This is a genomic window from Advenella sp. (genome assembly GCF_052108595.1).
Classification (GTDB): Bacteria; Pseudomonadota; Gammaproteobacteria; order Burkholderiales; family Burkholderiaceae_B; genus Advenella.
In genome coordinates this window covers 55922-78917 of the sequence record NZ_JBQEAU010000001.1, presented here as the reverse complement: position 1 = coordinate 78917, position 22996 = coordinate 55922, and the positions used below count along the sequence as shown (strand labels likewise).

Genomic DNA, 22996 nt, shown 5'->3' with positions numbered 1-22996 from the left:
TCCAATGCCTCTTTTTTTGCAGTTTCCATGACTTCTTTGCTGCTCTCCCTGTTGCCCATCGCTGCCTGGCTGCTGGCCGGCTACATTGTTGGCTATCTGCTATCTGCCCGTGCCGTGTCGGTGCTGTCCCGCGCCATCACCCCATTCGTCTGGATCATGCTGTTTGCCATCGGCTATCGCTTCGGACAGCAATTGTCAGTCATGCATCAAGTACTGCTTATTCTGCAAACCGCGGTACTTTATTCGGTGGGCATTACGCTGTTGTGTTCTCTGGCGCTGCTGGTGCTGTTTCGCCCCGGCACCCGTGCACAGACGGGGCAGCATGACCTGGGCATCATGCACGTCATTCGAGAATGCGGTATTGCGCTGGCATTCTTGCTGGTCGGCCTTGGACTGGCGACGCTCGCGACCCGTTGGGCCATTTCTGTCCCCGTACCGGGCTCTGAGTTTTTTCTGTACGCTCTGCTGTTTCTGATTGGCGCCGATCTGGCGCATACGCCCTTGCAGCGCAATGCCATCCGTCCGGCGATGTTCACGTTGCCGTTGGTGGTCATTATTGTCTCCCTGCTGGCGGGCGCCCTCATCGCCTGGGCCACCAACACAGACATCCGGCACGGCCTGCTGCTTGGCAGCGGATTTGGCTGGTTCTCGCTCTCGGGCGTGCTCGTTACCGCCAGACTTGGCGAATTTTACGGTGCGACAGCCTTGCTCACAGACCTGTTCCGTGAGTTGCTTGCCATTGTCGTGCTGTTCTTTGCCGGAGCCCGCTATCCCATGGCAGGCATCGGCGCTGCCGGCGCAACCGCCATGGACACCACGCTGCCTATTGTTCGCAAAACTGCCGGCAATCCTTTCTTGGTAACGGCCATCTTTTCCGGCGTCGTGCTCAGCCTTGTCGCACCCTTCCTGCTTAGCTACGTGCTTTCATTGTTTGACTGAATATGCTATAATTGTTGTTAATTAATGATTAAATTCGCTTAATTTACGCTAATTGAAGGTTATTGTTAATTAAAAGCTATTTTGTAGCTTTGGCTATTTTATCGTTTTTTGTTTTTGTGCCATTTGGCTTTTCTCGGCCCGGACGTGTCCGCAGTCAGCCAGATATATCAGGTCTGATAAAAACACCTGAAAATACTGACAAGCAAGTACCCCTTATAAGCAAGTTCCCGATAAGCCGGACACGCCAGCGCTTAACAAGCGCCATGACGGCACGTGCAGACACGTACCTGTCACCTGGGGCAAGACGCGCCCTTTTCAACTTCGTGCAGCGGCTATTACGCTTGCGTGGCTTCGCTATGGCACCACATATCGCAGGTATCAGGCATCCGGCATCTAGTCATCGCCAAAGCGCAAAACTGTAGCCCTTGCATCCTGCAATAGTGTTTAGTTTTAACTATCAACTATATAAAAATAATAAATTTTACTAATTACGATCCATTGCGTACAATGGATACATCTGATGAAACATCGCTGTGTTATCAATAAGGCTTGGCAGCCACCAGCTTGCTTTCATCTACTGTTTGTTTCACTCAATAAGGAATCCAATATGTTGCAGAATAAAGAAGGCCAACGCGTTCCATCCGTTACATTTCCCGTGCGTTCTGGAGACGACTGGAAAAAAGTGTCTACCGACGACATTTTCAAGGGCAAAACCGTTGTTGTCTTTTCACTGCCTGGCGCATTCACCCCAACGTGCTCGTCCACGCACCTGCCACGCTATAACGAACTGGCCAAAGCGTTCAAAGAACGCGGTGTTGACGAAATCGTCTGCGTATCTGTAAACGACACTTTCGTTATGAACGAATGGAAAGCACAGCAGGAAGCCGACAATATCACGGTAATCCCTGATGGCAACTGCGAATTCACAGAAGGCATGGGCATGCTGGTAGACAAAGCCGACCTGGGCTTTGGCAAACGTTCATGGCGCTATTCCATGCTGGTCAAAGACGGTGTCGTTGAAAAAATGTTCATCGAGCCTGAAAAAGAAGGCGATCCGTTTGAAGTGTCTGATGCCGATACGATGATTCGCTATATCGATAAAGACTACCAGGACAAACCGTCCATTGTCATGTTCACCAAGCCTGGTTGCGGCTATTGCGCCAAAGCCAAAGCACTGCTGAAAGAAAAAGACCTGCCCTTTGAAGAAGTGGTTCTGGGCAAGGACGCCAGCACCGTAGCCATTCGCGCGATCACCGGCAAAACCAGCACACCACAGGTTTTCATTGGCGGTCAATATATCGGCGGCAGCGACGAACTGGCAGCACATTTCGCCGGCAAGTAATGCGGATGTTGCAGTGGCAACAGCAGGTCTCGCAGCCAGGTCAGTAACCTGAAGCGGCGATCTGCCCGGGTCTGCCGGAACCATTCCGGCAGACAGCAACTGCGCTGTCCAACGGCATGTTATTGCAACCTCGATAACGCAATCACAAAGCCGATAGATCGGCAGCGAGCACACCTGGGTGATGCCGCTGCTTTTTTTTCGCCCGCAAACCGGTAGAATCAGAGCTGGTTGCGTCAAAAACACCAATATCAGGGATCGAATATGAAATCAATCAACGCCGATGTCCTTATCCTGGGCGGTGGCACGGCCGGCATGAGCGCATTTCGCGCCGCCCGCAAATCCACAGACAATGTATACCTGGTAGAAGACCACAAGTTTGGCACCACCTGCGCACGCGTGGGCTGCATGCCTTCAAAATTGCTTGTTGCCGCCGCCGACGCTGCCCATCATGTGCGCACGGCCGATCAGTTCGGCGTGCATCCCGATGGCGCCCTGCGCATCGATGGCCGCCAGGTGATGGAAAGAGTGCGTGCCGAACGCGACCGGTTCGTCGGTTTTGTGCTGGAAGACGTGGAAGCGTTTCCCGCCACCCACCGGATTCTTGGCCGTGCACGCTTCAAAAATGAACATGTGGTCGTGGTCGATGACCATACCGAAATTACTGCGCAGCGTATCGTGATTGCTACCGGATCGCGTCCTTTTATCATACCTGCCTGGCAGTCGCTGGGTGAGCGCCTGATTGTCAACGATAATGTCTTTGACTGGGAAACCCTGCCTGCCAGCGTGGCTGTATTTGGCGCCGGCGTGATCGGCCTGGAAATCGGCCAGGCCCTGCATCGACTGGGTGTAAAGGTATCTGTGTTTGGCAAGGACAATGCGCTGGGTGGGATTACCGATCCGGTTGTGTTGGAAAACGCGCTGGACATTTTCGGCAAGGAAATGGATCTGCATCTGGATGCAGACACGCAGGTCAGCCTGTTGCCCAGCGGCAAGGGCGTAAAAATTGACTATGCTGAAAACGGCACAAGCGGCTCGGTCACGGTCGATTTCCTGCTTGCTGCCACCGGTCGCAAGCCCAATGTAGAAGACCTGGGCCTGGATAACCTGAACATTGACCTGGATGCGCGCGGTGTGCCAAAGGCCGACCCTTACACCATGCAAACCAGCGTGGCGCATATTTTCATCGCAGGAGATGCGTCCAACCAGCTGCCACTGCTGCACGAAGCGTCCGACCAGGGGCTTATCGCAGGCAAGAACGCCGGCACGTTCCCAACCGTTACAGAAGGCCTGCGCCGTTCTCCGATCAGCGTGGTATTCAGTGATCCGCAAATTGCCAGTATCGGCGTGCGTTTCAAGGACGTCACCAGCCAGTTTGATAATTGTGGCTGTTACGCGGTCGGGGAAGTCTCTTTCAGCAATCAGGGCCGCAGTCGTGTCATGGGTGTCAACAAGGGACATCTGCGCATTTATGCAGAGCATGGCAGTGGGCGCTTGCTGGGCGCTGAAATGGTCGGACCGGCAGCAGAACACCTGGCGCACCTGCTGGCCTGGGCTCATCAGCAAAAGATGACTGTCGCACAGATGCTGGATATGCCGTTTTATCATCCTGTCATTGAAGAGGGTGTTCGCACCGCATTGCGTGATCTGAGCAAGCAATTGCGTCTGGCAGAGGATCTGGCTGGCGAATGTGCCGAATGCCCCGGACAATAATGAGCGTGTCGTGGGCAATGACCATTGCACCATAAGGACTTATTGAAGGACTGGTAAGAATCCTTAGGACCCATAAACGCATGCCGGCATGCTATCGGTACTGCTTATCCGGCACCGGCAAACAGGGGCAGCGCAACAATACGCGCCCCTGTTTTTTTTTGCGTAGGCACAAGCCCTCTTCGGCCCCCTACGCTGGGCCCTGTGGTCGGCAACCACGGCGCAGCAAGGATAGAACCTCAGCACTACTGCGCCATCGCGGATTATCGCAGAGGGCTGGAGTAGCAATTAGGCCGGCCTTATAGCGATAATGGACCAATGAATTAATGGACTAATCGCACAACGCAGCAATAGACTAAGAGAACAACATGCCAATTGCCCCCTGACCGTCGCGCTGACGGAAACGCGTATTCCCTTTTCATATTCTGCTTATTTATTGAACGTGTGACCAATACTCACACCGGCATCAAAGATCCAGCCCCCAGGCATGCTCGATCTGCACCCGCACGGTCTGCCCATGCTCAAGCAGGCGGGCGTGGTAAAAAGTCACGGACTGGCCATCGGCCAGATTGGCGATATATTGGTAGCGCTCGCCCTTATAGACCCGATGCCGTACGGTTACGTCGATGCCATCATCGACAACCATGACATGTTCGGGTCGCACCAGCATGGCGCCGCGATGCATTGCCCCACTATTGGACAACAGGCTGAGAATGTCGTCGCTTCTCAGGTTTTTACCATGCACATGGCTGGGCACATCCAGCACCGCTCCCTGGCCGATAAAGGTGGCGATCCAGCGCGAGGCGGGACGGCGATACAGATTTTCCGGCGTGTCCCACTGCTCAAGACGGCCGTGGTTCATAACGGCAATCCGATCGGCCATCGCCATGGCTTCGGCCTGATCATGCGTCACATAAATGAATGTTGCCCCGGTGCGCGCATGGAAGTCGCGAAAGGTGGTTTCCATTGAGGCACGCAAATGCACATCCAGATTGGCCAGCGGCTCGTCCAGCAGGACTACGTCGGGATGGGAGATCAGACAGCGCGCCAAAGCGACACGCTGGCGCTGGCCGCCACTCAAGGCCTGGGGAAAGCGATCGGCCAAATGGCCCAGATTGACGGTTTCAAGCGCGGCAAATACCTGGTCACGATAAGGCTGGCCCCGGAGTCCACGCAGCGACAATGCATATCCTGCATTGTCCAGCACGGTCTTGTGAGGCCACAGCGCATACGACTGAAACACCATACTCATATTGCGCTGCTCCGGCGCGATATGCTGATCCGGTGAAGCCAGCAGCCTGTCATTGAGCACAATACGCCCCTGATCAAGCTGCTCAAAACCGGCAATCATTCTCAGGGTCGTGGTTTTGCCGCAGCCACTGGGGCCAAGCAGCGCTACAAACTGTCCTTTCTCGATGGCAAGACTGATGTCGTCGACGACCGCATGCTCGCCATAGCGTTTGCTAATATTTTCCAGGGTCAGTTGCGCCATGGAATCACTCCTTGTGGAACACGTCTGCCCAGGGCGTTCAGGCAGAGCATCAGAATCAGCACCATGAGCACAATCAGCACCGACACAGCTGAGGACAGCACCGTTTCACCGCCATCATCCAGATTGAACACCAGTACACCCAGGGTTTCGTTGCCGGCACTCCACAACAGGGCCGATACCGTAAGCTCATTGACTGCAATCAAAAAGACCAGCAGCATGCCAGCGAATGCCGCGGGAGCCAGTAGCGGGAAAACGATATCACGCAGTCGGCGCATCGGCCCGGCCCCGCAAAGTTGCGCCGCTTCTTCAAGCGCAGGATCCAGTTGCTGCATGCTGCTCTGTATCGGTTTGAGACACACCGTCATGAAGCGGGACAGATAGGCAAACAGAATCAGCCCCAACGTGCCATACAGCGTCACCTGAATCAGCGGCAGCGGGCGGGCAAAAAGCAGAATACACGCCACTGCCAGCACCACACCAGGAATGGCATAGGGAATATCGATAAGCCCCTGTAAAAGAGCGTTGCTGCGCGAAGGAAAGCGCACAAACAGATAGGCAAGGGGCAGGCAGATGCAGGCCAGGATCAGCGAGGCAGAGCCGGCCAGCAGGATGCTATTGCTGAAGGCCCGAAAGGTCACGCTCTGATGGAAAAGTATCTGCCAGTAGGCCTGCAGACTGACGGTATCCAGCGACAGCGGAATCCCCATGGCCGCAACCAGTGAACTGGAAATCAAGGCGATCAGCGGCACCACGACGATGGCCAGCACCAGCAAAAACAGCGCCAGCTCTGCCAGCCTGCGCCGTGCCCCGAGAGAAAACGCGAGCGGGCTGCCTGGCATGCCGGTCAGCGGCATACGTGAGGAAAAATGCTGCTGCGCGACCACGCCCACCAGCGCAATCACGCCAATGATCACCGACAGGCTGGACACGTCGGCCAGCATATCGGGTCCGAAATCGGCCATTTTCTGGTAGATCAACGTGGGCAATACGTAATAGGACACCGGGATGCCCAGCATTGCCGGAATCCCGAAGTTACCCAGGGCGGAGACAAAGGCGATGGCTGTGTCGGCAAGCAGACCGTTGCGGCACAGTGGCAGGATCATATCGCGGACCACATCACGTTGCGAGGCGCCGGCCAGACGGGCCGCTTCGATCAATTCCTTGGGCAGGGCAATCAGGCTCCCACGAACCGCCAAATAGACCAGGGGCGCATGCTGGATTCCCATGAGCATGGAAATACCCCACCAGGAACGCAGATGTTGCGGACTGCCCAGCGGCGGAGCCAGATGAAGCATTTGCAGCAGCGCACTACCCGGTCCACTTAACTGCAACCAGCTCAGGGCGGTTACCTGTGGCGGGATCATCATGGGCAGCATGATCATAAACACCCAGAAACCTTTGGCGCGGATGTCGGTGAGCACCACCAGCAACGCCAGTGTGGTACCCAGCAGCACAGAGAGCAAAGTGGCCAGGCCGGCAGTCAGCAGGCTGTTGCCGGTCGCCCGCCAGGTTGATGCGCTGCGCAGCATGGACCACATGGCCCCGCCGTCGTCCCCGGGCAGATCGGTCATTGCCATGATCAGCAGCCGCGCCGGTGGCAGCAAGGCCAGCGCCAGCACCAGACACAGCAGCACTGGCGTCAAAATCGATGCCGGGTTTCTGCCAAACGGCCGCCAAAAGGAAAGAGATGTCGCCATAATGAAATTCAGGTTTGTGGTCTGGCTTGCCCGACCGCCTGATTTCGAATCGTGTTGTGTTCAAACATATCGGGATACATCGCCGGGGCGGGTTTATGTCGACCCTGATGGGGCCGCGGGGTCCACGCGCCGGCAAGCGCCTGCGCCATTGTACCTGCAGCCCTGCGATTGGAAGCATAGTTGGCAAGCGTCACATTGCAACGTTGCCCTGCGCTACCCGGGCATGCGCGGACAGCATGTTTGCGGGCACTATCGCACAATGCGCTCAACCGCCATAGGTATTGCTGAGTTTTTCCTTGTTCGCACCCGCATTCTGTAGTGCTGCAGCGGCATCAAATGGCAGCAGTTTGATTTGGTCGCGTGGTGGAAAGCCCGGGGGGTTTTTCATGCCATTGCGGCCTGGAATATAGCCCTGCTGCAGCACCAGTTCCTGGCCTTGCTGCGACAGCAGGAAATCAACGAATTTTTTTGCAGCGTCGGGATTTTTTGCCGACTTCATGATGGCAACAGGCTCGGTCACCAGGCTCACCCCTTCGACAGGAAAGACAAAGTCAATCGGCGCGCCCTTCGCCTTTTCACGGATTGCCATGTAGTCGACCAAAATACCATAGGGCTTGCCGCCAGACGTAATATCGGTCAGCACCCCGCCATTGCCTTTTTGTGAAGCCACACCATTGGCCTTCAGATCCTCATAGTACTTCCACCCAAAATCAGGATTGCTGGTCAGGGCCGACAGATGAATCATGGCTGCGCCCGAATACAGGGGGCTGGGCATGGACACCTGGTTTTTATAGTCAGGCTTGACCAGGTCGTTCCATGATTGGGGTTTTTGCGCGGCCTTGGTGTTATAGGCAATGCCGGACGTAATCAATTTGGTGCCATGGTAATAGCCACTGTTGTCATACAGCGCAGGGTCATATTGCGCGCTTTCCGGCGATTTATAAGCCAGCAGCTGGTCTTCTTTTTTCAATTGTTCCAGGGTCACGCTGTCGGCAATCAGCAACACATCGGGCTTTGCAACACCCGCGTTCATTTCCGCACGCAATTTGGTCATCAGTTTTGTCGTTCCGTCGCGGACCCATTCTACCGTGGTATCCGGGTGCGCTTTCTGGAATGCGTCAACAGTCATCTGCGCATCGGTTGCCGGCTGGCTTGTATACAGGACCAGCGTATCGGCGGCAGCGACACCGGAAAACGCCAACAGCGCGGCTGCAATTGAGTTTACTGCGACCTTCATGAAGACCTCATTTTATAAGCGGTAGAATTGAACGATAGTAAAAACTTTATATTTCATGATTGTGACATTCCGAATAATACCTTGGTAAACCGGCACTGCGTGAAAAGAACGGATGCAACGCCCGACACAGCCGGCAGCAACGGGACATTTTTTTCCGGTTTACAGCGAACCGATTAATCCATAACATGGAGCCTGTTTTTCCTGCGGCAGCCCGCTTCGGACTCGCCCACACATCGTTCACTGACAGGTCACACCATGCCACGCCACGCCACGGTCAACCCGCAAAGACGCACACGGCTGATACAGGTGCTCGCGTTTGCATTGAGCGCGGCCTGCGGCAAACTCCATGCCGCTGCCACCAGCGCCCGCGGCGGCTCGGCCGACGCAACAACAAAAGCACCAACACCGACCGATGCACCGCCATCCCCTGCCGCCGCGAACACAAGCACCCCTTTGCCGCCGCCGGCCGAGCCGGCGCCGCTACCCGCAAGCCTGGCCTGGAAAGACGCCGACAGCCTGCTTGTTCATAACCCGCATGCCATTGAAACGCGCCGCGCGGTGCTTGGTCGCCAGTTAATTACCCCGACGCAGTGCCTGTTTGTCCGCGACAACGCCCTGCCTCCGCCTGCGCGGCTGTTGGCCGAGGCTGGGCAATGGCCCGTCGCCTTCGACGGGGTCGCCCAGCCTGACGCCTACACATTGGCCGAGTTGCAGGCAATGCCCACCCGAACGGTGGCCACGGTGCTGCAGTGTGCCGAAAACGGCCGCGCCCTGCAAAGCAGGCCGGCCATTGGCACGCAATGGCAGACGGGCGGCGCCGCCTGTGTGATCTGGACGGGCGTGCCATTGACAACAGTCATACATGAGCTAGGGGGCGTTGTCCCCGGCAGCCGTTTTCTCACCGCCAGAGGGGCCGATAGCCTGCCCGATGGCATTGCCTCGGACTTCACCCGGGTTGAACGTTCGGTCCCGTTATCCGCACTCGAACACGCCCTGCTGGCCTGGACCCTCAATGGCGCGCCCATTCCCCTGGCGCATGGCGGCCCGCTGCGTCTCGTATTGCCGGGCTATGCCGGCATCAATTACATCAAGTATGTCAGGCGCATCGCCTTCACCACCGAAGAATCCAGCGCCCACATCCAGACAGCCGATTTCCGGGTGCCGCTGCGACCGGGCGAACCACGCCTTACCATCCCTGCCTGGAGACTTCCAGTCAAATCCTGGATCACCGAGCCCCTGGGCTCGGACGAACCGGTCAAAGCAGGCACCGTGCCAATCCGTGGAGTGGCCATGGGAGGCGCTTCAGCCGTGACCCGAATCGAGGTGACCGCCGACGGCGGCGCCACCTGGCACCCCGCCCAGTTTACCGGGAGCGATTTGGGCCCATTCGCCTGGCGCCTGTTCGAGATTTCGCTTAGCCTGCCACCCGGCCCCATCGAACTGGCCTGCCGCGCCACCAATGCCGCCGGACAACAGCAGCCCGACTTCACCACCGACAATACGGGGTATTTCGTCAATGGCTGGCGCGAGCATCACGTGGCCATAACTATCGCGCCTGCCGGATAAAACGCCGCTGCGGCTTGCAAGCCGCCTATGTGGTGGCGCATAATCGGTCCTGCTTCCCTCCTCTTACCGTTACCCGGAATTTCCATGCCTTTGCGTCACTGGCTTGCTGCCCTTCTTGTTGTCCTCCTGTGGGGGCTCAACTTCGTGGTGATCAAGTTTGGTGTCGATGAATTTCCTCCTTTGCTGCTGGGCGCCTTGCGTTTTGCCATGGTCGCCTTCCCCGCCATTCTGTTTATCCCCCGACCAGTCATTCCACTGCGATTGCTGCTGCTTTTCGGCCTGACGCTATGCTTCGGACAATTTGCCTTTCTGTTCAGCGCCATTGCAATGGGCATGCCGGCGGGCCTGGCCTCGCTGGTGCTGCAGTCGCAGGCATTCTTTTCTGTCTTGATCGCAGCGCTACTGTTGAATGAAAAAGTACGGCTGCACAGTATTATTGCCATGGCCGTGGCCGCCATCGGTCTGGCCGTTATTGAAATGGGCGCTGACAGTGCCCAGCCGGTGCCGCTGTTTGCGTTCTTTCTTACCTTGTGTGCGGCATTCAGCTGGGGTTGCGGCAATATCGTCATAAAAAAGGCCGGCCCAGCGGTCAATATGTTCAGTCTGCTGACCTGGGGCGCCGTATTTCCTGTCTTTCCTTTTCTGCTGGCCTCCTTGTGGTTCGAAGGTCCCCAGGCGATGACCCACAGTCTGACCAATCTGTCGTGGACCGGCGTCGGCTCGGTCATGTACCTGGCCTATGCGGCCTCATTCGTTGGCTACTACTTATGGGGGCGCCTGCTGGCGCACCACCCGGTCAGCCTGGTGACCCCAATGTCATTGATGATTCCCGTGGTCGGTCTGCTGTCGGCTGAACTGGTCTTGCACGAAAAACTGTCGCTGGTGCAATGGCTTGGCAGCGCCGTGGTTGTCATGGGGTTGGCCATCAATATTTTCGGTGGCAAACTGTCTCGCGTACGGGCAGGTAAGGCGCCGCAAAAAAAGGATATTCGTGTACGTACAGCAACAGACAAAGGCAGATAAACCACGAAATCGCCGGTGCGTTTCAAAATAAAAGTCAATAGTCACACAGGGAACGCGCATAGCCGGTATGCTTTAAGGACAGACTGCGGCAGCGATCGCTTTACTAATATATGGAAACATTTTCCATTTGTGCGGAAGTAATCCTTCCTATATGATCTGATCGTTACATGCAGTCGGTAAATCCACTCATTTCAGGAGTAAAAGAATATGTCGATTATCATTACTATCGTGATTGGTTTTATTATTGGCTTGATCGCTCGCGCCGTGATGCCGGGCAACCAGTCCATGGGGCTCATTCTTACCACGATTCTGGGTATCGTCGGGTCTATCGTTGCAACCTACTTGGGTCAGGCGATGGGATGGTACGCGCAGGGTGACGCTGCAGGCTGGATCGCTTCTGTTGTCGGCGCCATTATTGTTCTTTTCGTATATGGTCTGATCGCCAAGCGCTCCTGACACCGGCATGTTATAAAGAGTGCGTGCCCAAGTGGCACGCATTTTTCGTTTTATCCGCCTTATTTTCATTGATTACGGGAGGCTCATGACTCATTACCACACGATTGATGCCAACACTCAGGACGCCGAAAAACCGGCAGGTCTTGTCAGAAAAATTGCCCGTATCGCCAAACGTGCCGGGCGTACCGCTATTCAGAAAGCCCTGCTACTGTACTATGCCGTTCGCAATCCGGCCACGCCCGCCTGGGCCCGTCGGGTCATATACGGCGCATTGGCCTACCTCGTGTTGCCGCTGGATGCCTTGCCGGACTTCATACCGGGCGTTGGGTATACCGACGACCTGAGCGTGCTTGCCGCCGCACTGGCTGCCGTCGCCTACTACATTACGCCAGAAGTGAGGCAGCAGGCCGAGCAGGCTGCCAAACGCTGGTTCAAGCACTGACACCCCCCAAGACAATCCACGCGATGGCTCGTCGTAATTTTTCATTCAAGGATTTCTGGCTGACCGAGGCTGTTCGCCTGCGCGAAGATCACTGGGGACCGCTTGATGACGCCGCCCTCATTCGCCAGTTGCGCAGTGGCAACGACAGCCCCGAAGAAAAAATCGTGCGCCGTGCGCGCCTGCTCGCGGATCGCGAAAACACCACCACGCTTGTTGAACAGTGGACGCAAGGTGCGAAACTGGCCCTGCTTATCCTGGCCGTAGTGGCCCTGCTGGGTGGTACAGGCGCTGCCGCTGGCGTTCTGGGTTCTGCCAATCGCCATATCAATGTACTGCTGGCCATTGTGACCCTGCTCGGCGTACACGGCCTGACATTCCTGTTCTGGATTCTTTCCCTGTTCTTGTCCTCACGGGCATTCAGCTGGCTGGGACAGCTCTGGCTGTGGCTCAGCCGCAAGATCGCGCGCGGCCCCGAAGCTGCGCTGGCGCCACAGTCTTTTGTCTCGCTGCTGGCGCAAAACAGCGCACTCAAGTGGGCTTTGTCCTGTGTCAGTCATGGATTCTGGGTATTGTTTTTTCTTGCCGCCCTGCTGACCATGCTGGGTCTGCTGGCAGCGCAGCGCTATACCTTTGGCTGGGAGACGACCATTCTGTCTCCCGACGTTTTTGTCTCGCTGACGCGCACGTTGGGCGGGCTGCCCGCCATGCTGGGCTTTCCCGTACCGGATGCCGAACTGGTGCGCCAGAGCACGGCTGGCGCAACGCTATCGGAAAGCACCTATGCCATCTGGTCGGCCTGGCTGCTGGGCGTAGTCCTGTGCTACGGCCTGCTGCTGCGCGTCGTCAGTCTGGCAATATGTCTTTGGCAATTGCGCCGGGCGTTGCTGGCACTCAGGCTGGATATTGATCTGCCTTCGTACAGCCCACTGGTTTCCCGGCTTGCGCCGACCAGCGAAAACCTGGGCATTGATGCCCCGGCCAGCGATGACACACTATCGGCACCGGGCAACACCGTCACGCGCGCTTATTCGTCCGAACCTGTTTATGTGGGCATTGAGTTGCCCCCCGACACTACCTGGCCCGTGTTTCCCGTCGCCGCAGGCGTGCAGGATGGCGGCGTGCTCGAATCGCGTGAACAGCGTCATGCCCTGCTTGATCGGCTCCATGCCCAGCCCGTCAACGGCCTGCTGCTGGTCGTGGACGCGGCGCAGACGCCCGATCGCGGCACCCTGCGCCTGATTTCGGAACTGGCCGGCCTGGCTCGCGCCACCCATATTTTGCTGTGGCAGCGCGACGGCCAGGCATCGCGCCAACAGACCTGGCAGACACAACTGGCAGACGCCGGCTTTTTGCCCGATACGCTCCACCTGGACCCCGCCTCGCTTCCAGACTGGATCGCTGCGCCATGACGACCACAAACACTGCACTGCGTCTGGCTGTCGTTGGCCATACCAATACCGGCAAGACCTCGCTGTTGCGCACGCTCACACACGATGCTGGCTTCGGGCAGGTTTCAGATGCGCCCGGCACCACCCGCCACGTGGAAGGCGCGCGCCTGCTGCTCAATGGCGTAGCGGCGGTCGAACTGTACGACACCCCTGGTCTGGAAGACGGTATCGGGCTGCTGGATTATCTGGATCAGTTGCAGACCCAAACCGGCAGCCGGCATGATGGCCCCGAAAGCATTGCGCGATTTCTTGACTCGCCGGAGAGCAAACGGCGGTTCGAGCAGGAAGCCCGTGTGCTCAACAAACTCATCGGATGTGATGCGGGGCTCTATGTCATTGACGTCAGGGATCCGGTCCTGGCCAAGCACAAGGATGAACTGGCCATTCTGGCTCGCTGCGGCAAGCCCCTGGTTCCGGTGCTCAATTTCATCAACGATGCCCACGCGCGCAAGCAGGACTGGAAGGAAACATTGGCACGCCTGGGCTTGCATGTCGTTATCGAATTTGACACAGTCGCGCCCGCGCTCGATGGCGAAGCGCAGCTTTATCAGAAGCTGGCGCTAGTGCTCGACACGCACGCGGCAACACTGCAGGCGCTGTCCGAAGATGTCGGCGTACAGCGCGAACGGCGCCGCAATGCCGCCTTTGCGCTGGTTGCCGATATGCTGATCGACGTTGCCGCGCTGCGCCTGAGCAGCCAAACCGACGACGATAGTGTCAAAAACAGCACCCGGCTCATGCAGGACAAAGTGCGGCAACGCGAGCAGGCCGGCATCAAGGCATTGCTGACACACTACCGTTTCCGTCCTGAAGATTATCCCGGCCAGCCCCTGCCGCTTGAAGGGGGTCGATGGAATATGGATCTGTTCAATCCGCAGGCTCTGCTGGACACGGGCATTCACGTTGGCAAAGGCTTCGCCGCCGGCGCCATGGCCGGCGCCGCGGTAGATGTATTTACCGCAGGCTTGAGCCTGGGGACCGCCGCGCTGATTGGCGGCGTCCTGGGCAGCGTCTGGCAGGGCACCGACAAGCTAGGCAAACGGCTGTACGGACGCCTGCAGGGCTTTCATGAAATTACCGTCGAAGACAGCATTCTGCGTCTGCTGGCCATTCGCGCACACCAGTTGATACGTGCGCTAGAGCTACGCGGCCATGCCGATATGGCGCCGGTGCAGATCTCGATGCAAGCCGTCCAGGACGAACTCAAGGAACAGGCCCTGCCCGAACAATTGCAAGAGGCGCGCAGCCATCCAGAATGGTCAAGGCTGGGAGATCATTTTTCGCCGGGTTCGCGACGCAACGTCGCGGTAGGGCAATTGGGCAGAACACTCGCTCGCATCGGCACCCAATAGCGGTCCTGCAATCGTGCGATCGCAGTAAACGAGCACAGCAACAACAGATGCAGGACGCCAGGAAGGCGTCCGTTATTTCTCAGTCTTTAATTTTTAATCTTTAGTTTTCGAGGCTTTAGTTTTTTGGATTTTTAGCCAGTTGGGTCTGTTTGCTTTTTGGCCTGTTTAACCCTAAACCGCCAGACCGTTTTGCGCGCGCCAGCCCTAGAAAACGGCGCGCGCTACCTTAGTCTGCTTACAACAGGACGGGCGCATCCGGCAGATGATTGCGTCCATCGTCGCCTGACGGCTGCTCGGCACATGAGGTCTGCAATATCGCTTCGATAGCGCCGATCGCTTGCAGCAGTCCCTGTTCGTATTGCCTGGCGGCAAAACGCGTCTGCAGTATCGCGCAGATTTCATCCCACTGCTGCGGATCCACGCCAATACCGCGATCGGCGACAATCTCGAATTTGTGTTTATTCAGTGAAATATATAGCAGCAGGCCGGTGCGCATAGGCGTATCCCATACCTTCAGGCGTCCGAATATTTCCAGCGCCCGGATGGCGGTCTCCCGGCTGTGCCCCGGTGTGTCGTGTTCAATTGCCAGCACCAGCTCCCCGGAATGGCGCGCTTCACTCTTGCGTATTTCGCCAGTCAGCCGCTCCATCATAGCTTGCGTAAACACACGTCGCGACAGCCACCAACCATCGAGCCCGTCCAGTCCCAGCCATTCCCATTTATTACCAGCCACCTGAAGCTCCTCCGCCACCGCTGCTGCCGCCACCGCCACCGAAACCACCGCCGAAGCCGCCGCCTCCGAAGCCACCACCGCCGCGTCCACCGCGTCCGGCACCAAAACCGCCACCCAGGCCCCCCAGACCACCGCCAAGAATAGTGCCGTTACGCCGTGCTCCTCGCACTGCGCCACGGGGGACAATTTTTCGGGCAATACCGCTGATGACCAATGCTGCAATGGCGGCCAGCCCTGCCCATATAATATTGCCGGTGATCACAAACAACATGACGCCGGCCGCTACCGCGCTGATCACGGGCGGAAAAAATGCGATCAGAAAAAAGCCGAACATCAGCATGGGGCCTAACGCACCAAACAAACCTTCATCAAACCCATCGCTATCGCCCACCGGCTTTCTTTCGGGCGCAGGTAGCGCTTCGTTCTCGATCAGGGACGCCAGGGCCGTGACGCCGGCATTGACGCCGCCGGCGTAATCATTGGTCTTGAAATGCGGTGCGACATAATCATTGATAATGCGCGAGGCCAGGGCATCCGGCACCGCCCCTTCCAGCCCGTAGCCAACTTCCAGTCGCATGCGCCTGTCATTTTTGGCGATCAGAAACAGGATACCGTCATCCACATTGGCGCGGCCCACTTTCCATTGATCGAATACACGGCGCGAATAACTCTCGACGGTATCGGGCTGCACGGTCGGGACCATCAGTACAAACACCTGCGCGCCTTTCTTTTCTTCCAGCGCCTGCAGCTTGGCTTCAAGCGCCGCCTTCTGCCCCTGGTCAAGCGTACCAGAGGTATCGGTCACTCTGGCAGTCAGTTGCGGGACCGGTACTTCCTGCTGCGCCATGGCCGGCGCGAAAGCGGCCACTGCAACCAGCAGAATCAGGAAGCGAAACAGCGATTGAAAACGACACATGACAATCGATCGGCAGGATTGAAAAACGACAGACAGTAGCATTACTGGGCGGGCGCAGGTTGGGCCGGTGCTGCATTACCCGCAGGGGCGCGGGCGCCCGTGTCAAACTTGACCTCCGGATTGCGCATGATCTCGTCCTGATTATCGGTGCCGAAATTGGGCTTGACCTGATAGCCCATTATTTTGGCGGTGATTAATGTCGGGAACTGGCGAATCAGCGTGTTATATGCCTGGACGTCCTTAATGTAGCGGCCACGTGCGGTAGCGATCCGGTTTTCTGTCCCTTCCAGCTGCGCATTCAGGTCACGAAACAGGGCGTCGGCCTTCAGTTGCGGATAGTTTTCCGATACGGCAATCAGCCGTGACAGCGCGGAACCCAACTGGTTCTGGGCAGCCTGAAACTGTTGCAACTGTTCCGGCGAGGGAATCGTATCGGCAGAAATCTGTACGGTGCCCACCTTGGAGCGCGCCTCGGTGACCTGTGTGAGCACTTCGCGCTCGTTGACCATATAGGCATTTACACTGGCGACGATCTTGGGAACCAGATCTGCACGACGTTGATACTGGTTAAGCGTCTCGGACCAGGCCGCCTTGACCTGCTCATCCAGCGTCTGGATCTGGTTATAGCCGCAACCGGACAAAAACACGGCCATCATCAATGCGCAGATCATTCCGAAAAATCGTTTCATGTTGGTAGCAACCCATAAGGTAGTGAATCGGAAAAAACAATGCCCTAATGATAGCCGTTTTTTTTGCAGGCCGATGCAATTGGAGCCCTGCAGACGCGTTGCAGAGTGTTAATTTCATTAAATTGAGGGTTTGGCGTGACGTGCTGCCTACAAAGGCGGCCTTGTGGCGATGCGCGACAATTATCGCTTCTGCCCCCCTCAGCGGGCAGCGATGACAGGCAACCGTTAATGGGTCACTGATGGCTGGTGGTTGATACCCGGCAGGCGGTAGCGCGTGAGGTGGCAGTTGGCAAACTGCCGCAGCAATCGCTGTCGGCAGCAGAAAGCGTGTCTTCCGATCAACCTCGGATATTGTGTTCAAATGGCACTTTTTATATATATTTTGTGAAATACGCACAAATGAGCTATACTTGAACTAACGTCTCATCCCATCGGAGGCTTAGCCATGACCGCATTGCAACAACCCAAACCCGCGCCCGAAGCCGTTCTGGCCAAAGCGGTGCTGCGCGCTGCCGAACAACTCGGCCTGAAGCAGGCAGAGTTGGCCGCGGTGCTGGGCATGCACCGCACCGCAATCAGCCGCCTCAAAACCACCGCATCGCTGGACCCTGACAGCAAACAGGGCGAACTGGCCTTGCTGCTGTTGCGTCTTGCCCGCGCCCTTTTCGCCCTCACGGGCGGCGACCAGGAATGGATCCGCCACTTCATGCGCACGCCAAACAAAATCACCGGCGGCATCCCTGCAGCCCAGATTGAAACCATCCAGGGAATGACCACGGTGTTGCAGTTCGTCGATGCCATCCGCGGCAAAGTGTAATGATCTGGCAAGCCTGCAACGGTCCCGACCATATTCGGCCTATTGACGGCAAGCTGTACCGGCTTGTGGAAAGCCAGGAGCAGATTGCCACGCTGGGCTATGTAGACACGCTGGACGAACAGGCTCTGCTGGAACAGATGCTGGACCAGGCCAAGCCCGTTTCGCAACCAGACTGCGAGCCCCTGCATTATCTGCTCAAAACACCGTTCCGCTACCCGCCGCTCAAATGGGGTTCGCGCTTCGGCCGGGTGCACGAACGCAGCCTGTTCTACGGGGGCAAGAATATCGGTGCCGTGCTTGCCGAAAGCGCATTCTATCGTTTCGTGTTCTGGCACTCAATGGATGGCATGCCGGTCAAGGACAGGATCCGCAGCGAACATACGCTTTTTTCGGTACGCTACGGCACAGAAAAAGGGATACAGCTTCAGGAACAACCGTTTGATCAGTATCAGGCCGAGCTGACTGATCCGGTCAATTACCAGGCTGCCCAGCAGATGGGCAGCGCCATGCGCCAGGCCAACATTGAAGCCTTCGAATACTGCTCGGCCCGCGATCCTGAACACGGCCTGTGTGTTGCCCTCTTTTCCCCAGTGGCATTCAAACAAAAAAAACCACAAGAGACCAGCCAGTGGTTTGGTGCGGTCAGCGCAGATCAGGTATCGTTCACGCAACTGCGCTCGGGCAAAGTCATGACCTATGGCATCAGCTTTTTTCTGGTCAATGGTGTCCTGCCCCTGCCGGCCTGATATCCCCTTTGATCTCTCCTTGTTACCAGATTGCCTGCCTCAAACCGGTAAGCCCATATATGATGAGTCCATAACCGGCGAGCCATGTCCAGTCCATCGTCCACGCGCAAGCCAAAAAACCGGACTCATTTTGGCTCAGTTAACTTACACAAAGCTGAATTTATGTTAGCCTTTTAAATCCCGTAACAAATCCACAGCCCTTCATTAACCGCTCAGTAGAATGAAACGATATATTCCAAAAAAAGTTGTCTATTTTTTCAATAGCGCACCCGCCTCCGGCATCATCCTGATGGTTACTGCCGTGTTGGGAATCTGGCTCGCCAACTCCGTCATGGCCGATGCCTATTTCTCGACTCTGTCGAGCTACATTGCAGGCCTATCGGTTCTGCACTGGATCAATGACGGGCTGATGGCCGTGTTTTTTCTTTATGTGGGCCTGGAAGTCAAACGGGAATTGCTGACCGGAGAGCTGTCCAGCAACCAGAAGCGGTTGCTTCCCTGCATTGCCGCTATTGCGGGTGTGGTTGCTCCGGCCCTGATATACCTTGCCTTCAACTATCATGATCCGCAACAAATCCGCGGGTGGGCTGTACCGGCAGCAACCGATATCGCCTTTGCACTTGGCGTGCTGGCGCTGCTTGGTTCCCGTGTACCCACCTCGCTGAAGATCTTTCTGACGGCGCTGGCAATTATTGATGACCTGATCGCCATTGTCGTGATCGCCCTGTTTTACACGGCGCAAATACAAAGCCTGTACCTTGCACTCGCTGCAGGCACCCTTATCACGCTGATACTGCTGAACCGCAACAACGTCGTACGCACCCTGCCTTACGCCATCCTGGGCGTGTTCATGTGGTGGTTCGTGCTCAAGTCCGGCATTCACGCTACGCTGGCCGGTGTCGCGCTGGCGCTGACGCTGCCCATGTCAGGCAAAAATCAGGATATGAACTCCAGCCCGCTGCTTAAATGGGAACATGGCCTGTCGCCGTGGGTTGCATTTTTGATCGTGCCGATTTTCGGCTTTGCCAACGCCGGGGTCTCGTTTGGGGGACTTTCCTGGAGCCAGTTGGGACACCCGGTCGTGCTGGGCATCGCCGCGGGCCTGTTTCTTGGCAAGCAACTGGGTATTTTCGGACTGGTCTGGCTAACGGTCAAATTCGGTTTGGCAAAAAAACCGGAAGGGGCCAACTGGCCGCAGATCTACGGCGTGGCCATGCTGTGCGGCATCGGCTTTACCATGAGCCTGTTCATCGGCGCCCTGGCGTTTACTGACCCGGCGGTGCAGGATCTGGCCAAGATCGGCGTATTTGCCGGTTCAGTACTTGCGGCCGTCCTCGGGTATTTGATTCTGTTTTTCAGCGCGAAAGAAAAGCCATAGCAGGTCACAACGCCCTATCTCCCGCACCTGCCGCAGAGCCTTAGCGCCGCCAATGGTAATGAAACAGTTCAGGGCAGGAGTGAGCGCGTCGGCGCGCTCCAGGCTTGTTCTGACCAGCGCCGCCGGCGAGATATTTTGGGCGTGAATCAGCGCCATCAGCTCGGTCTCAAAAAGGGCACGAAGGCTTGTCATTACTATGACGATCAATAATCGTCAACAGCGACTATTGTGTGGCCTGCCGGCGGCGCCGGCGATCCGGGCGTGCTGGCGGCCCGAACCTGATGCCGCCTTGTTCAGTCGGCCACCGGCCCGCCAACCGGTCGCCGACGCATACTCGATGAATCATTTGCATCCAGCCCCGTTTCCGAGACCAGATACGCCAATTGCGTTTAACATGTAGGGTTTGCAGGCAATCGGCCCATTCTTCGGGCACATTCGCCCTTGCTCCCTTCTTCAAATTCAGAAAATAGCCCTAGATGTCTACTCATTCCATTCCGCAGGAAGTCGCCCGCCGTCGGACTTTTGCGATTATTTCTCACCCCGACGCCGGTAAAACAACGCTGACCGAAAAACTGCTCCTGTTCGCGGGTGCGATTCAGATTGCCGGCAGCGTCAAAGCGCGCAAGGCCAGTCGGCATGCCTCTTCAGACTGGATGGAGATCGAGAAGCAGCGTGGAATCTCGGTCGCTTCTTCTGTCATGCAGATGGAATATCGAGACTGCGTGATCAATCTGCTGGACACACCGGGCCACCAGGACTTCTCCGAAGATACGTATCGGGTATTGACCGCTGTGGATGCCGCGCTCATGGTGATTGACGCCGCCAACGGTGTCGAACCGCAGACTATTCGCCTGTTGCAGGTGTGCCGCGCACGCAACACGCCTATTATTACGTTCATCAACAAGATGGACCGTGAAGTCCAGGAACCGCTGGATCTGCTGGCCGAAATCGAATCGCATCTGGCCATGGACGCCGTGCCGTTTTCCTGGCCCGTGGGCATGGGCAAGTCATTTGGTGGCGTGTTCGACATACGACGCAATCGCATGCGTGTTTTCCGCGCCGGCCAGCAACGCCGCAACAATGACGAAGACATCATCGACGGCCTGGATAACCCTGAGATCAGCCGCCGTTTCGGCAGCGCGTTCGACAAGGCCAAGGAAGAGATCGATCTGCTGCAGGACGCCGCGCCAGCCTTCGAACACGAAGCTTTTCTGGCGGGCAAGCAGACGCCGGTGTTTTTCGGCTCGGCCATCAACAACTTCGGCGTGCAGGAAGTACTGGATACACTGGTCGAATGGGCGCCCAAACCGGGTGCGCGGCAGGCTCTGCAGCGCGTCGTGCAACCGGATGAAACCAAATTTTCAGGGGTTGTATTCAAAGTTCAGGCTAATATGGACCCTGCGCATCGGGACCGGGTCGCGTTTGTCCGTGTCAGTTCCGGTCGCTTTGAGCGTGGCATGCGCCTGAAAGTGAGTCGTACCGGCAAGGAAATCCGCCCCAATAACGTGGTGTCTTTCCTGTCCCAGCGACGCGACCTGCTTGATGAAGCCTATGCCGGCGACGTGATTGGTATCCCCAACCATGGCGTGCTGCAGCTGGGCGATGTCCTGACAGAAGGCGAAACCTTGCAGTTTACCGGTTTGCCGTTCTTTGCCCCGGAACTGTTCCAGGGCGTGGAAGTCAAGGATCCCCTGCGCACCAAGCAGTTGCGCACCGGCCTGACCCAACTAGGCGAGGAAGGGGCGATTCAGGTGTTCCGTCCACAGGCCGCAGGCGGCGCTTTGCTGCTGGGCGCGGTCGGGCAACTGCAATTCGAAGTTGTGGCGCATCGCCTCAAGACGGAATACGGCGCCGACGCCCGCATGATCCCCTCGCGCTATACCATGGCGCGCTGGGTCACCAGCGAGAACCCGAAAGCGCTCAAGAAGTTCATCGACAGCAATGCAGCACATATTGCCTACGATGTGGTGGATGCACTGGCGTTCCTGATTTCTTCACCCGCGCAGTTGCGGGTGGCGCAGGAGCTGAATCCGGAGATTAATTTTCACGCCATGCGTGAACATGGCGGCAAAGTATTTGGGGAAAACGGCTAAAATTGGCCGAATTACAACCGAGGTATGCAGATGTCCTGGCGTTTATTATTTTTGTCCCTTCTCATTGTGGCTGGCGTAGCCACATGGGGCGGCCTGCAGGCGGGAGACTGGCTGATTGAACACGCACCTGTCTCTGCCAATGTACCTAACGTCATGGAGTCCGACCCTAATCCCATGGTGGATGCACAAGGCCGTCCGATTCAACTGCAACCCCAGCAGCCGTTGATGAGCGGTGCCCAGGGTGTTCCCAAGCGGCCAGATCCGGTTCAATGGCACGTGGATGTAGAGCAAGGTGAGCAGGCCATTGAACAGGCCGTCACCACGACCAATAGTGAAGTAACCATTGGTGAAGCGACCGATACGATTGACGGCGGCAATGCCAGCGACATTGACCAGGGCATGGTCCCTATCCGGCGCTCGTCACGGGCCAGCCGCGCGGCACCAGCAGGCAACTGGGAACCGGCGTTTCATCAGGCAATGAGTGAATGTCGCGCCATGGGCTTTTTTGATCGTCCGGCCTGCCTGTCGCGGGTACGCAATCAGTATTGCGGCGCGAACAACGCATGGGGCAATGTGTCCGACTGCCCGTCACGATGATCGCCTCCCGACCCTGACCACAAAGACAACGCTTTTTTGTGGATCACACAACACCTTCAACAGCCTGATAAAACAACGGCATTTGAAGGTGGTTTTTTTTGCTGTGTATAGTCAGCCTGGCGTGACTTTCCAACCTGCTGCACATCAGACTGCTTTTATTGCATTTGAAATAAATGGCGCAATTATTCGAGATCCGGCATCCAGTTGGCCGAGCAGGAGCGGCCCAGGAAGCAGACCTGGGAATGGACAGACATACATAACGTACGGAAATTGTTGATCTGCTTTACTGCACGCTTAGCGAGGCGCGCCCGATATTGCAAGCGACC

At 57.0% G+C, this 22996-nt stretch carries 20 protein-coding genes; 14 read left to right on the top strand and 6 right to left on the bottom strand.

Annotated features, from left to right (window positions below; genetic code table 11):
- The first annotated feature begins 27 nt into the window (after positions 1 to 27).
- From ACTIKR_RS00340 to ACTIKR_RS00330, 3 genes are all read left to right on the top strand, one after another.
- Positions 28 to 939: a lysine exporter LysO family protein gene (locus ACTIKR_RS00340; RefSeq protein WP_193089898.1), complete on the top strand. Its 912-nt coding sequence runs from the start codon at positions 28 to 30 to the stop codon at positions 937 to 939.
- A 607-nt stretch (positions 940 to 1546) separates the two neighbouring features.
- Positions 1547 to 2281: a glutathione peroxidase gene (locus ACTIKR_RS00335; protein WP_193089897.1), complete on the top strand. Its 735-nt coding sequence runs from the start codon at positions 1547 to 1549 to the stop codon at positions 2279 to 2281.
- Between the two features lie 261 nt (positions 2282 to 2542).
- On the top strand, positions 2543 to 3991 hold the full coding sequence (locus ACTIKR_RS00330) for a dihydrolipoyl dehydrogenase (RefSeq protein WP_193089896.1): 1449 nt from the start codon (positions 2543 to 2545) through the stop codon (positions 3989 to 3991).
- 463 nt (positions 3992 to 4454) lie between these two features.
- Here the strand turns inward: ACTIKR_RS00330 and ACTIKR_RS00325 are convergent, their stop codons facing one another.
- From ACTIKR_RS00325 to ACTIKR_RS00315, 3 genes are all read right to left on the bottom strand, one after another.
- Positions 4455 to 5480, bottom strand: a complete 1026-nt coding sequence (locus ACTIKR_RS00325) for an ABC transporter ATP-binding protein (protein WP_193089895.1) — start codon at positions 5478 to 5480, stop codon at positions 4455 to 4457.
- Positions 5468 to 7177 carry an ABC transporter permease gene (locus ACTIKR_RS00320; protein ID WP_442326940.1) on the bottom strand — a complete coding sequence of 570 codons (1710 nt, stop codon included), beginning with the start codon at positions 7175 to 7177 and terminating at the stop codon, positions 5468 to 5470. The genes ACTIKR_RS00325 and ACTIKR_RS00320 overlap by 13 nt, the downstream gene beginning before the upstream one ends.
- 265 nt (positions 7178 to 7442) lie before the next feature.
- Entirely contained in the window at positions 7443 to 8414 is a 972-nt protein-coding gene (locus ACTIKR_RS00315; protein WP_193089893.1) for an ABC transporter substrate-binding protein, read from the bottom strand.
- A 255-nt stretch (positions 8415 to 8669) separates the two neighbouring features.
- On the opposite strand from ACTIKR_RS00315, the gene ACTIKR_RS00310 reads away from it, so the two are divergent.
- The 6 genes from ACTIKR_RS00310 to ACTIKR_RS00285 all read left to right on the top strand — a co-directional run bounded on the left by ACTIKR_RS00310 (position 8670) and on the right by ACTIKR_RS00285 (position 14701).
- Complete coding sequence (locus tag ACTIKR_RS00310) at positions 8670 to 9980, top strand: sulfite oxidase (protein WP_442326939.1); 1311 nt, start codon at positions 8670 to 8672, stop codon at positions 9978 to 9980.
- Between the two features lie 84 nt (positions 9981 to 10064).
- Positions 10065 to 11003, top strand: a complete 939-nt coding sequence (locus tag ACTIKR_RS00305) for an EamA family transporter (RefSeq protein ID WP_442326938.1) — start codon at positions 10065 to 10067, stop codon at positions 11001 to 11003.
- Positions 11004 to 11210: 207 nt separating this feature from the next.
- Positions 11211 to 11459: a GlsB/YeaQ/YmgE family stress response membrane protein gene (locus ACTIKR_RS00300; RefSeq protein ID WP_193089890.1), complete on the top strand. Its 249-nt coding sequence runs from the start codon at positions 11211 to 11213 to the stop codon at positions 11457 to 11459.
- Positions 11460 to 11544: 85 nt separating this feature from the next.
- A complete protein-coding gene (locus ACTIKR_RS00295; RefSeq protein ID WP_193089889.1) occupies positions 11545 to 11901 on the top strand; it encodes a YkvA family protein in 357 nt (118 codons plus the stop codon).
- Between the two features lie 23 nt (positions 11902 to 11924).
- Positions 11925 to 13310 (top strand): DUF2868 domain-containing protein, encoded by a 1386-nt coding sequence (locus ACTIKR_RS00290; RefSeq protein WP_193089888.1) that lies wholly within the window; start codon positions 11925 to 11927, stop codon positions 13308 to 13310.
- Positions 13307 to 14701, top strand: coding sequence for a DUF3482 domain-containing protein (locus tag ACTIKR_RS00285; RefSeq protein ID WP_193089887.1), 1395 nt, complete (start codon positions 13307 to 13309; stop codon positions 14699 to 14701). The genes ACTIKR_RS00290 and ACTIKR_RS00285 overlap by 4 nt, the downstream gene beginning before the upstream one ends.
- A 235-nt stretch (positions 14702 to 14936) precedes the next feature.
- Here the strand turns inward: ACTIKR_RS00285 and ACTIKR_RS00280 are convergent, their stop codons facing one another.
- The 3 genes from ACTIKR_RS00280 to ACTIKR_RS00270 are packed head-to-tail and all read right to left on the bottom strand — an operon-like array spanning position 14937 to position 17039.
- Entirely contained in the window at positions 14937 to 15434 is a 498-nt protein-coding gene (locus ACTIKR_RS00280) for a TPM domain-containing protein (RefSeq protein WP_193089886.1), read from the bottom strand.
- A complete protein-coding gene (locus tag ACTIKR_RS00275) occupies positions 15424 to 16350 on the bottom strand; it encodes a TPM domain-containing protein (protein ID WP_226817213.1) in 927 nt (308 codons plus the stop codon). The genes ACTIKR_RS00280 and ACTIKR_RS00275 overlap by 11 nt, the downstream gene beginning before the upstream one ends.
- Before the next feature lie 41 nt (positions 16351 to 16391).
- Entirely contained in the window at positions 16392 to 17039 is a 648-nt protein-coding gene (locus ACTIKR_RS00270) for a LemA family protein (RefSeq protein ID WP_193089885.1), read from the bottom strand.
- 445 nt (positions 17040 to 17484) lie between these two features.
- Between ACTIKR_RS00270 and ACTIKR_RS00265 the strand changes: the two genes are divergently transcribed.
- The 5 genes from ACTIKR_RS00265 (at position 17485) to ACTIKR_RS00245 (ending at position 22670) form a co-directional block, all read left to right on the top strand.
- On the top strand, positions 17485 to 17856 hold the full coding sequence (locus tag ACTIKR_RS00265; protein WP_193089884.1) for an MbcA/ParS/Xre antitoxin family protein: 372 nt from the start codon (positions 17485 to 17487) through the stop codon (positions 17854 to 17856).
- Complete coding sequence (locus ACTIKR_RS00260) at positions 17856 to 18602, top strand: RES family NAD+ phosphorylase (RefSeq protein ID WP_193089883.1); 747 nt, start codon at positions 17856 to 17858, stop codon at positions 18600 to 18602. The genes ACTIKR_RS00265 and ACTIKR_RS00260 overlap by 1 nt, the downstream gene beginning before the upstream one ends.
- Positions 18603 to 18822: 220 nt before the next feature.
- Positions 18823 to 19980, top strand: coding sequence for a Na+/H+ antiporter NhaA (gene nhaA, locus ACTIKR_RS00255; RefSeq protein ID WP_193089882.1), 1158 nt, complete (start codon positions 18823 to 18825; stop codon positions 19978 to 19980).
- Positions 19981 to 20456: 476 nt separating this feature from the next.
- A complete protein-coding gene (locus ACTIKR_RS00250) occupies positions 20457 to 22073 on the top strand; it encodes a peptide chain release factor 3 (RefSeq protein WP_193089881.1) in 1617 nt (538 codons plus the stop codon).
- A gap of 51 nt (positions 22074 to 22124) precedes the next feature.
- Positions 22125 to 22670: a hypothetical protein gene (locus ACTIKR_RS00245; protein WP_442326937.1), complete on the top strand. Its 546-nt coding sequence runs from the start codon at positions 22125 to 22127 to the stop codon at positions 22668 to 22670.
- The last annotated feature ends 326 nt before the right edge of the window (positions 22671 to 22996 follow it).

What these genes read in the sequence shown, in the direction of transcription:
- ACTIKR_RS00340 (WP_193089898.1), top strand. Translation starts at nt 28, where the DNA reads ATGACTTCTTTGCTGCTCTCCCTGTTGCCCATCGCTGCCTGGCTGCTG.
- ACTIKR_RS00320 (WP_442326940.1), bottom strand. Translation starts at nt 7,177, where the DNA reads ATGGCGACATCTCTTTCCTTTTGGCGGCCGTTTGGCAGAAACCCGGCA.
- nhaA (WP_193089882.1), top strand. Translation starts at nt 18,823, where the DNA reads ATGAAACGATATATTCCAAAAAAAGTTGTCTATTTTTTCAATAGCGCA.
- ACTIKR_RS00250 (WP_193089881.1), top strand. Translation starts at nt 20,457, where the DNA reads ATGTCTACTCATTCCATTCCGCAGGAAGTCGCCCGCCGTCGGACTTTT.
- ACTIKR_RS00330 (WP_193089896.1), top strand. Translation starts at nt 2,543, where the DNA reads ATGAAATCAATCAACGCCGATGTCCTTATCCTGGGCGGTGGCACGGCC.
- ACTIKR_RS00265 (WP_193089884.1), top strand. Translation starts at nt 17,485, where the DNA reads ATGACCGCATTGCAACAACCCAAACCCGCGCCCGAAGCCGTTCTGGCC.
- ACTIKR_RS00300 (WP_193089890.1), top strand. Translation starts at nt 11,211, where the DNA reads ATGTCGATTATCATTACTATCGTGATTGGTTTTATTATTGGCTTGATC.
- ACTIKR_RS00310 (WP_442326939.1), top strand. Translation starts at nt 8,670, where the DNA reads ATGCCACGCCACGCCACGGTCAACCCGCAAAGACGCACACGGCTGATA.
- ACTIKR_RS00305 (WP_442326938.1), top strand. Translation starts at nt 10,065, where the DNA reads ATGCCTTTGCGTCACTGGCTTGCTGCCCTTCTTGTTGTCCTCCTGTGG.
- ACTIKR_RS00315 (WP_193089893.1), bottom strand. Translation starts at nt 8,414, where the DNA reads ATGAAGGTCGCAGTAAACTCAATTGCAGCCGCGCTGTTGGCGTTTTCC.
- ACTIKR_RS00325 (WP_193089895.1), bottom strand. Translation starts at nt 5,480, where the DNA reads ATGGCGCAACTGACCCTGGAAAATATTAGCAAACGCTATGGCGAGCAT.
- ACTIKR_RS00260 (WP_193089883.1), top strand. Translation starts at nt 17,856, where the DNA reads ATGATCTGGCAAGCCTGCAACGGTCCCGACCATATTCGGCCTATTGAC.
- ACTIKR_RS00285 (WP_193089887.1), top strand. Translation starts at nt 13,307, where the DNA reads ATGACGACCACAAACACTGCACTGCGTCTGGCTGTCGTTGGCCATACC.
- ACTIKR_RS00335 (WP_193089897.1), top strand. Translation starts at nt 1,547, where the DNA reads ATGTTGCAGAATAAAGAAGGCCAACGCGTTCCATCCGTTACATTTCCC.
- ACTIKR_RS00295 (WP_193089889.1), top strand. Translation starts at nt 11,545, where the DNA reads ATGACTCATTACCACACGATTGATGCCAACACTCAGGACGCCGAAAAA.
- ACTIKR_RS00275 (WP_226817213.1), bottom strand. Translation starts at nt 16,350, where the DNA reads ATGTGTCGTTTTCAATCGCTGTTTCGCTTCCTGATTCTGCTGGTTGCA.
- ACTIKR_RS00290 (WP_193089888.1), top strand. Translation starts at nt 11,925, where the DNA reads ATGGCTCGTCGTAATTTTTCATTCAAGGATTTCTGGCTGACCGAGGCT.
- ACTIKR_RS00270 (WP_193089885.1), bottom strand. Translation starts at nt 17,039, where the DNA reads ATGAAACGATTTTTCGGAATGATCTGCGCATTGATGATGGCCGTGTTT.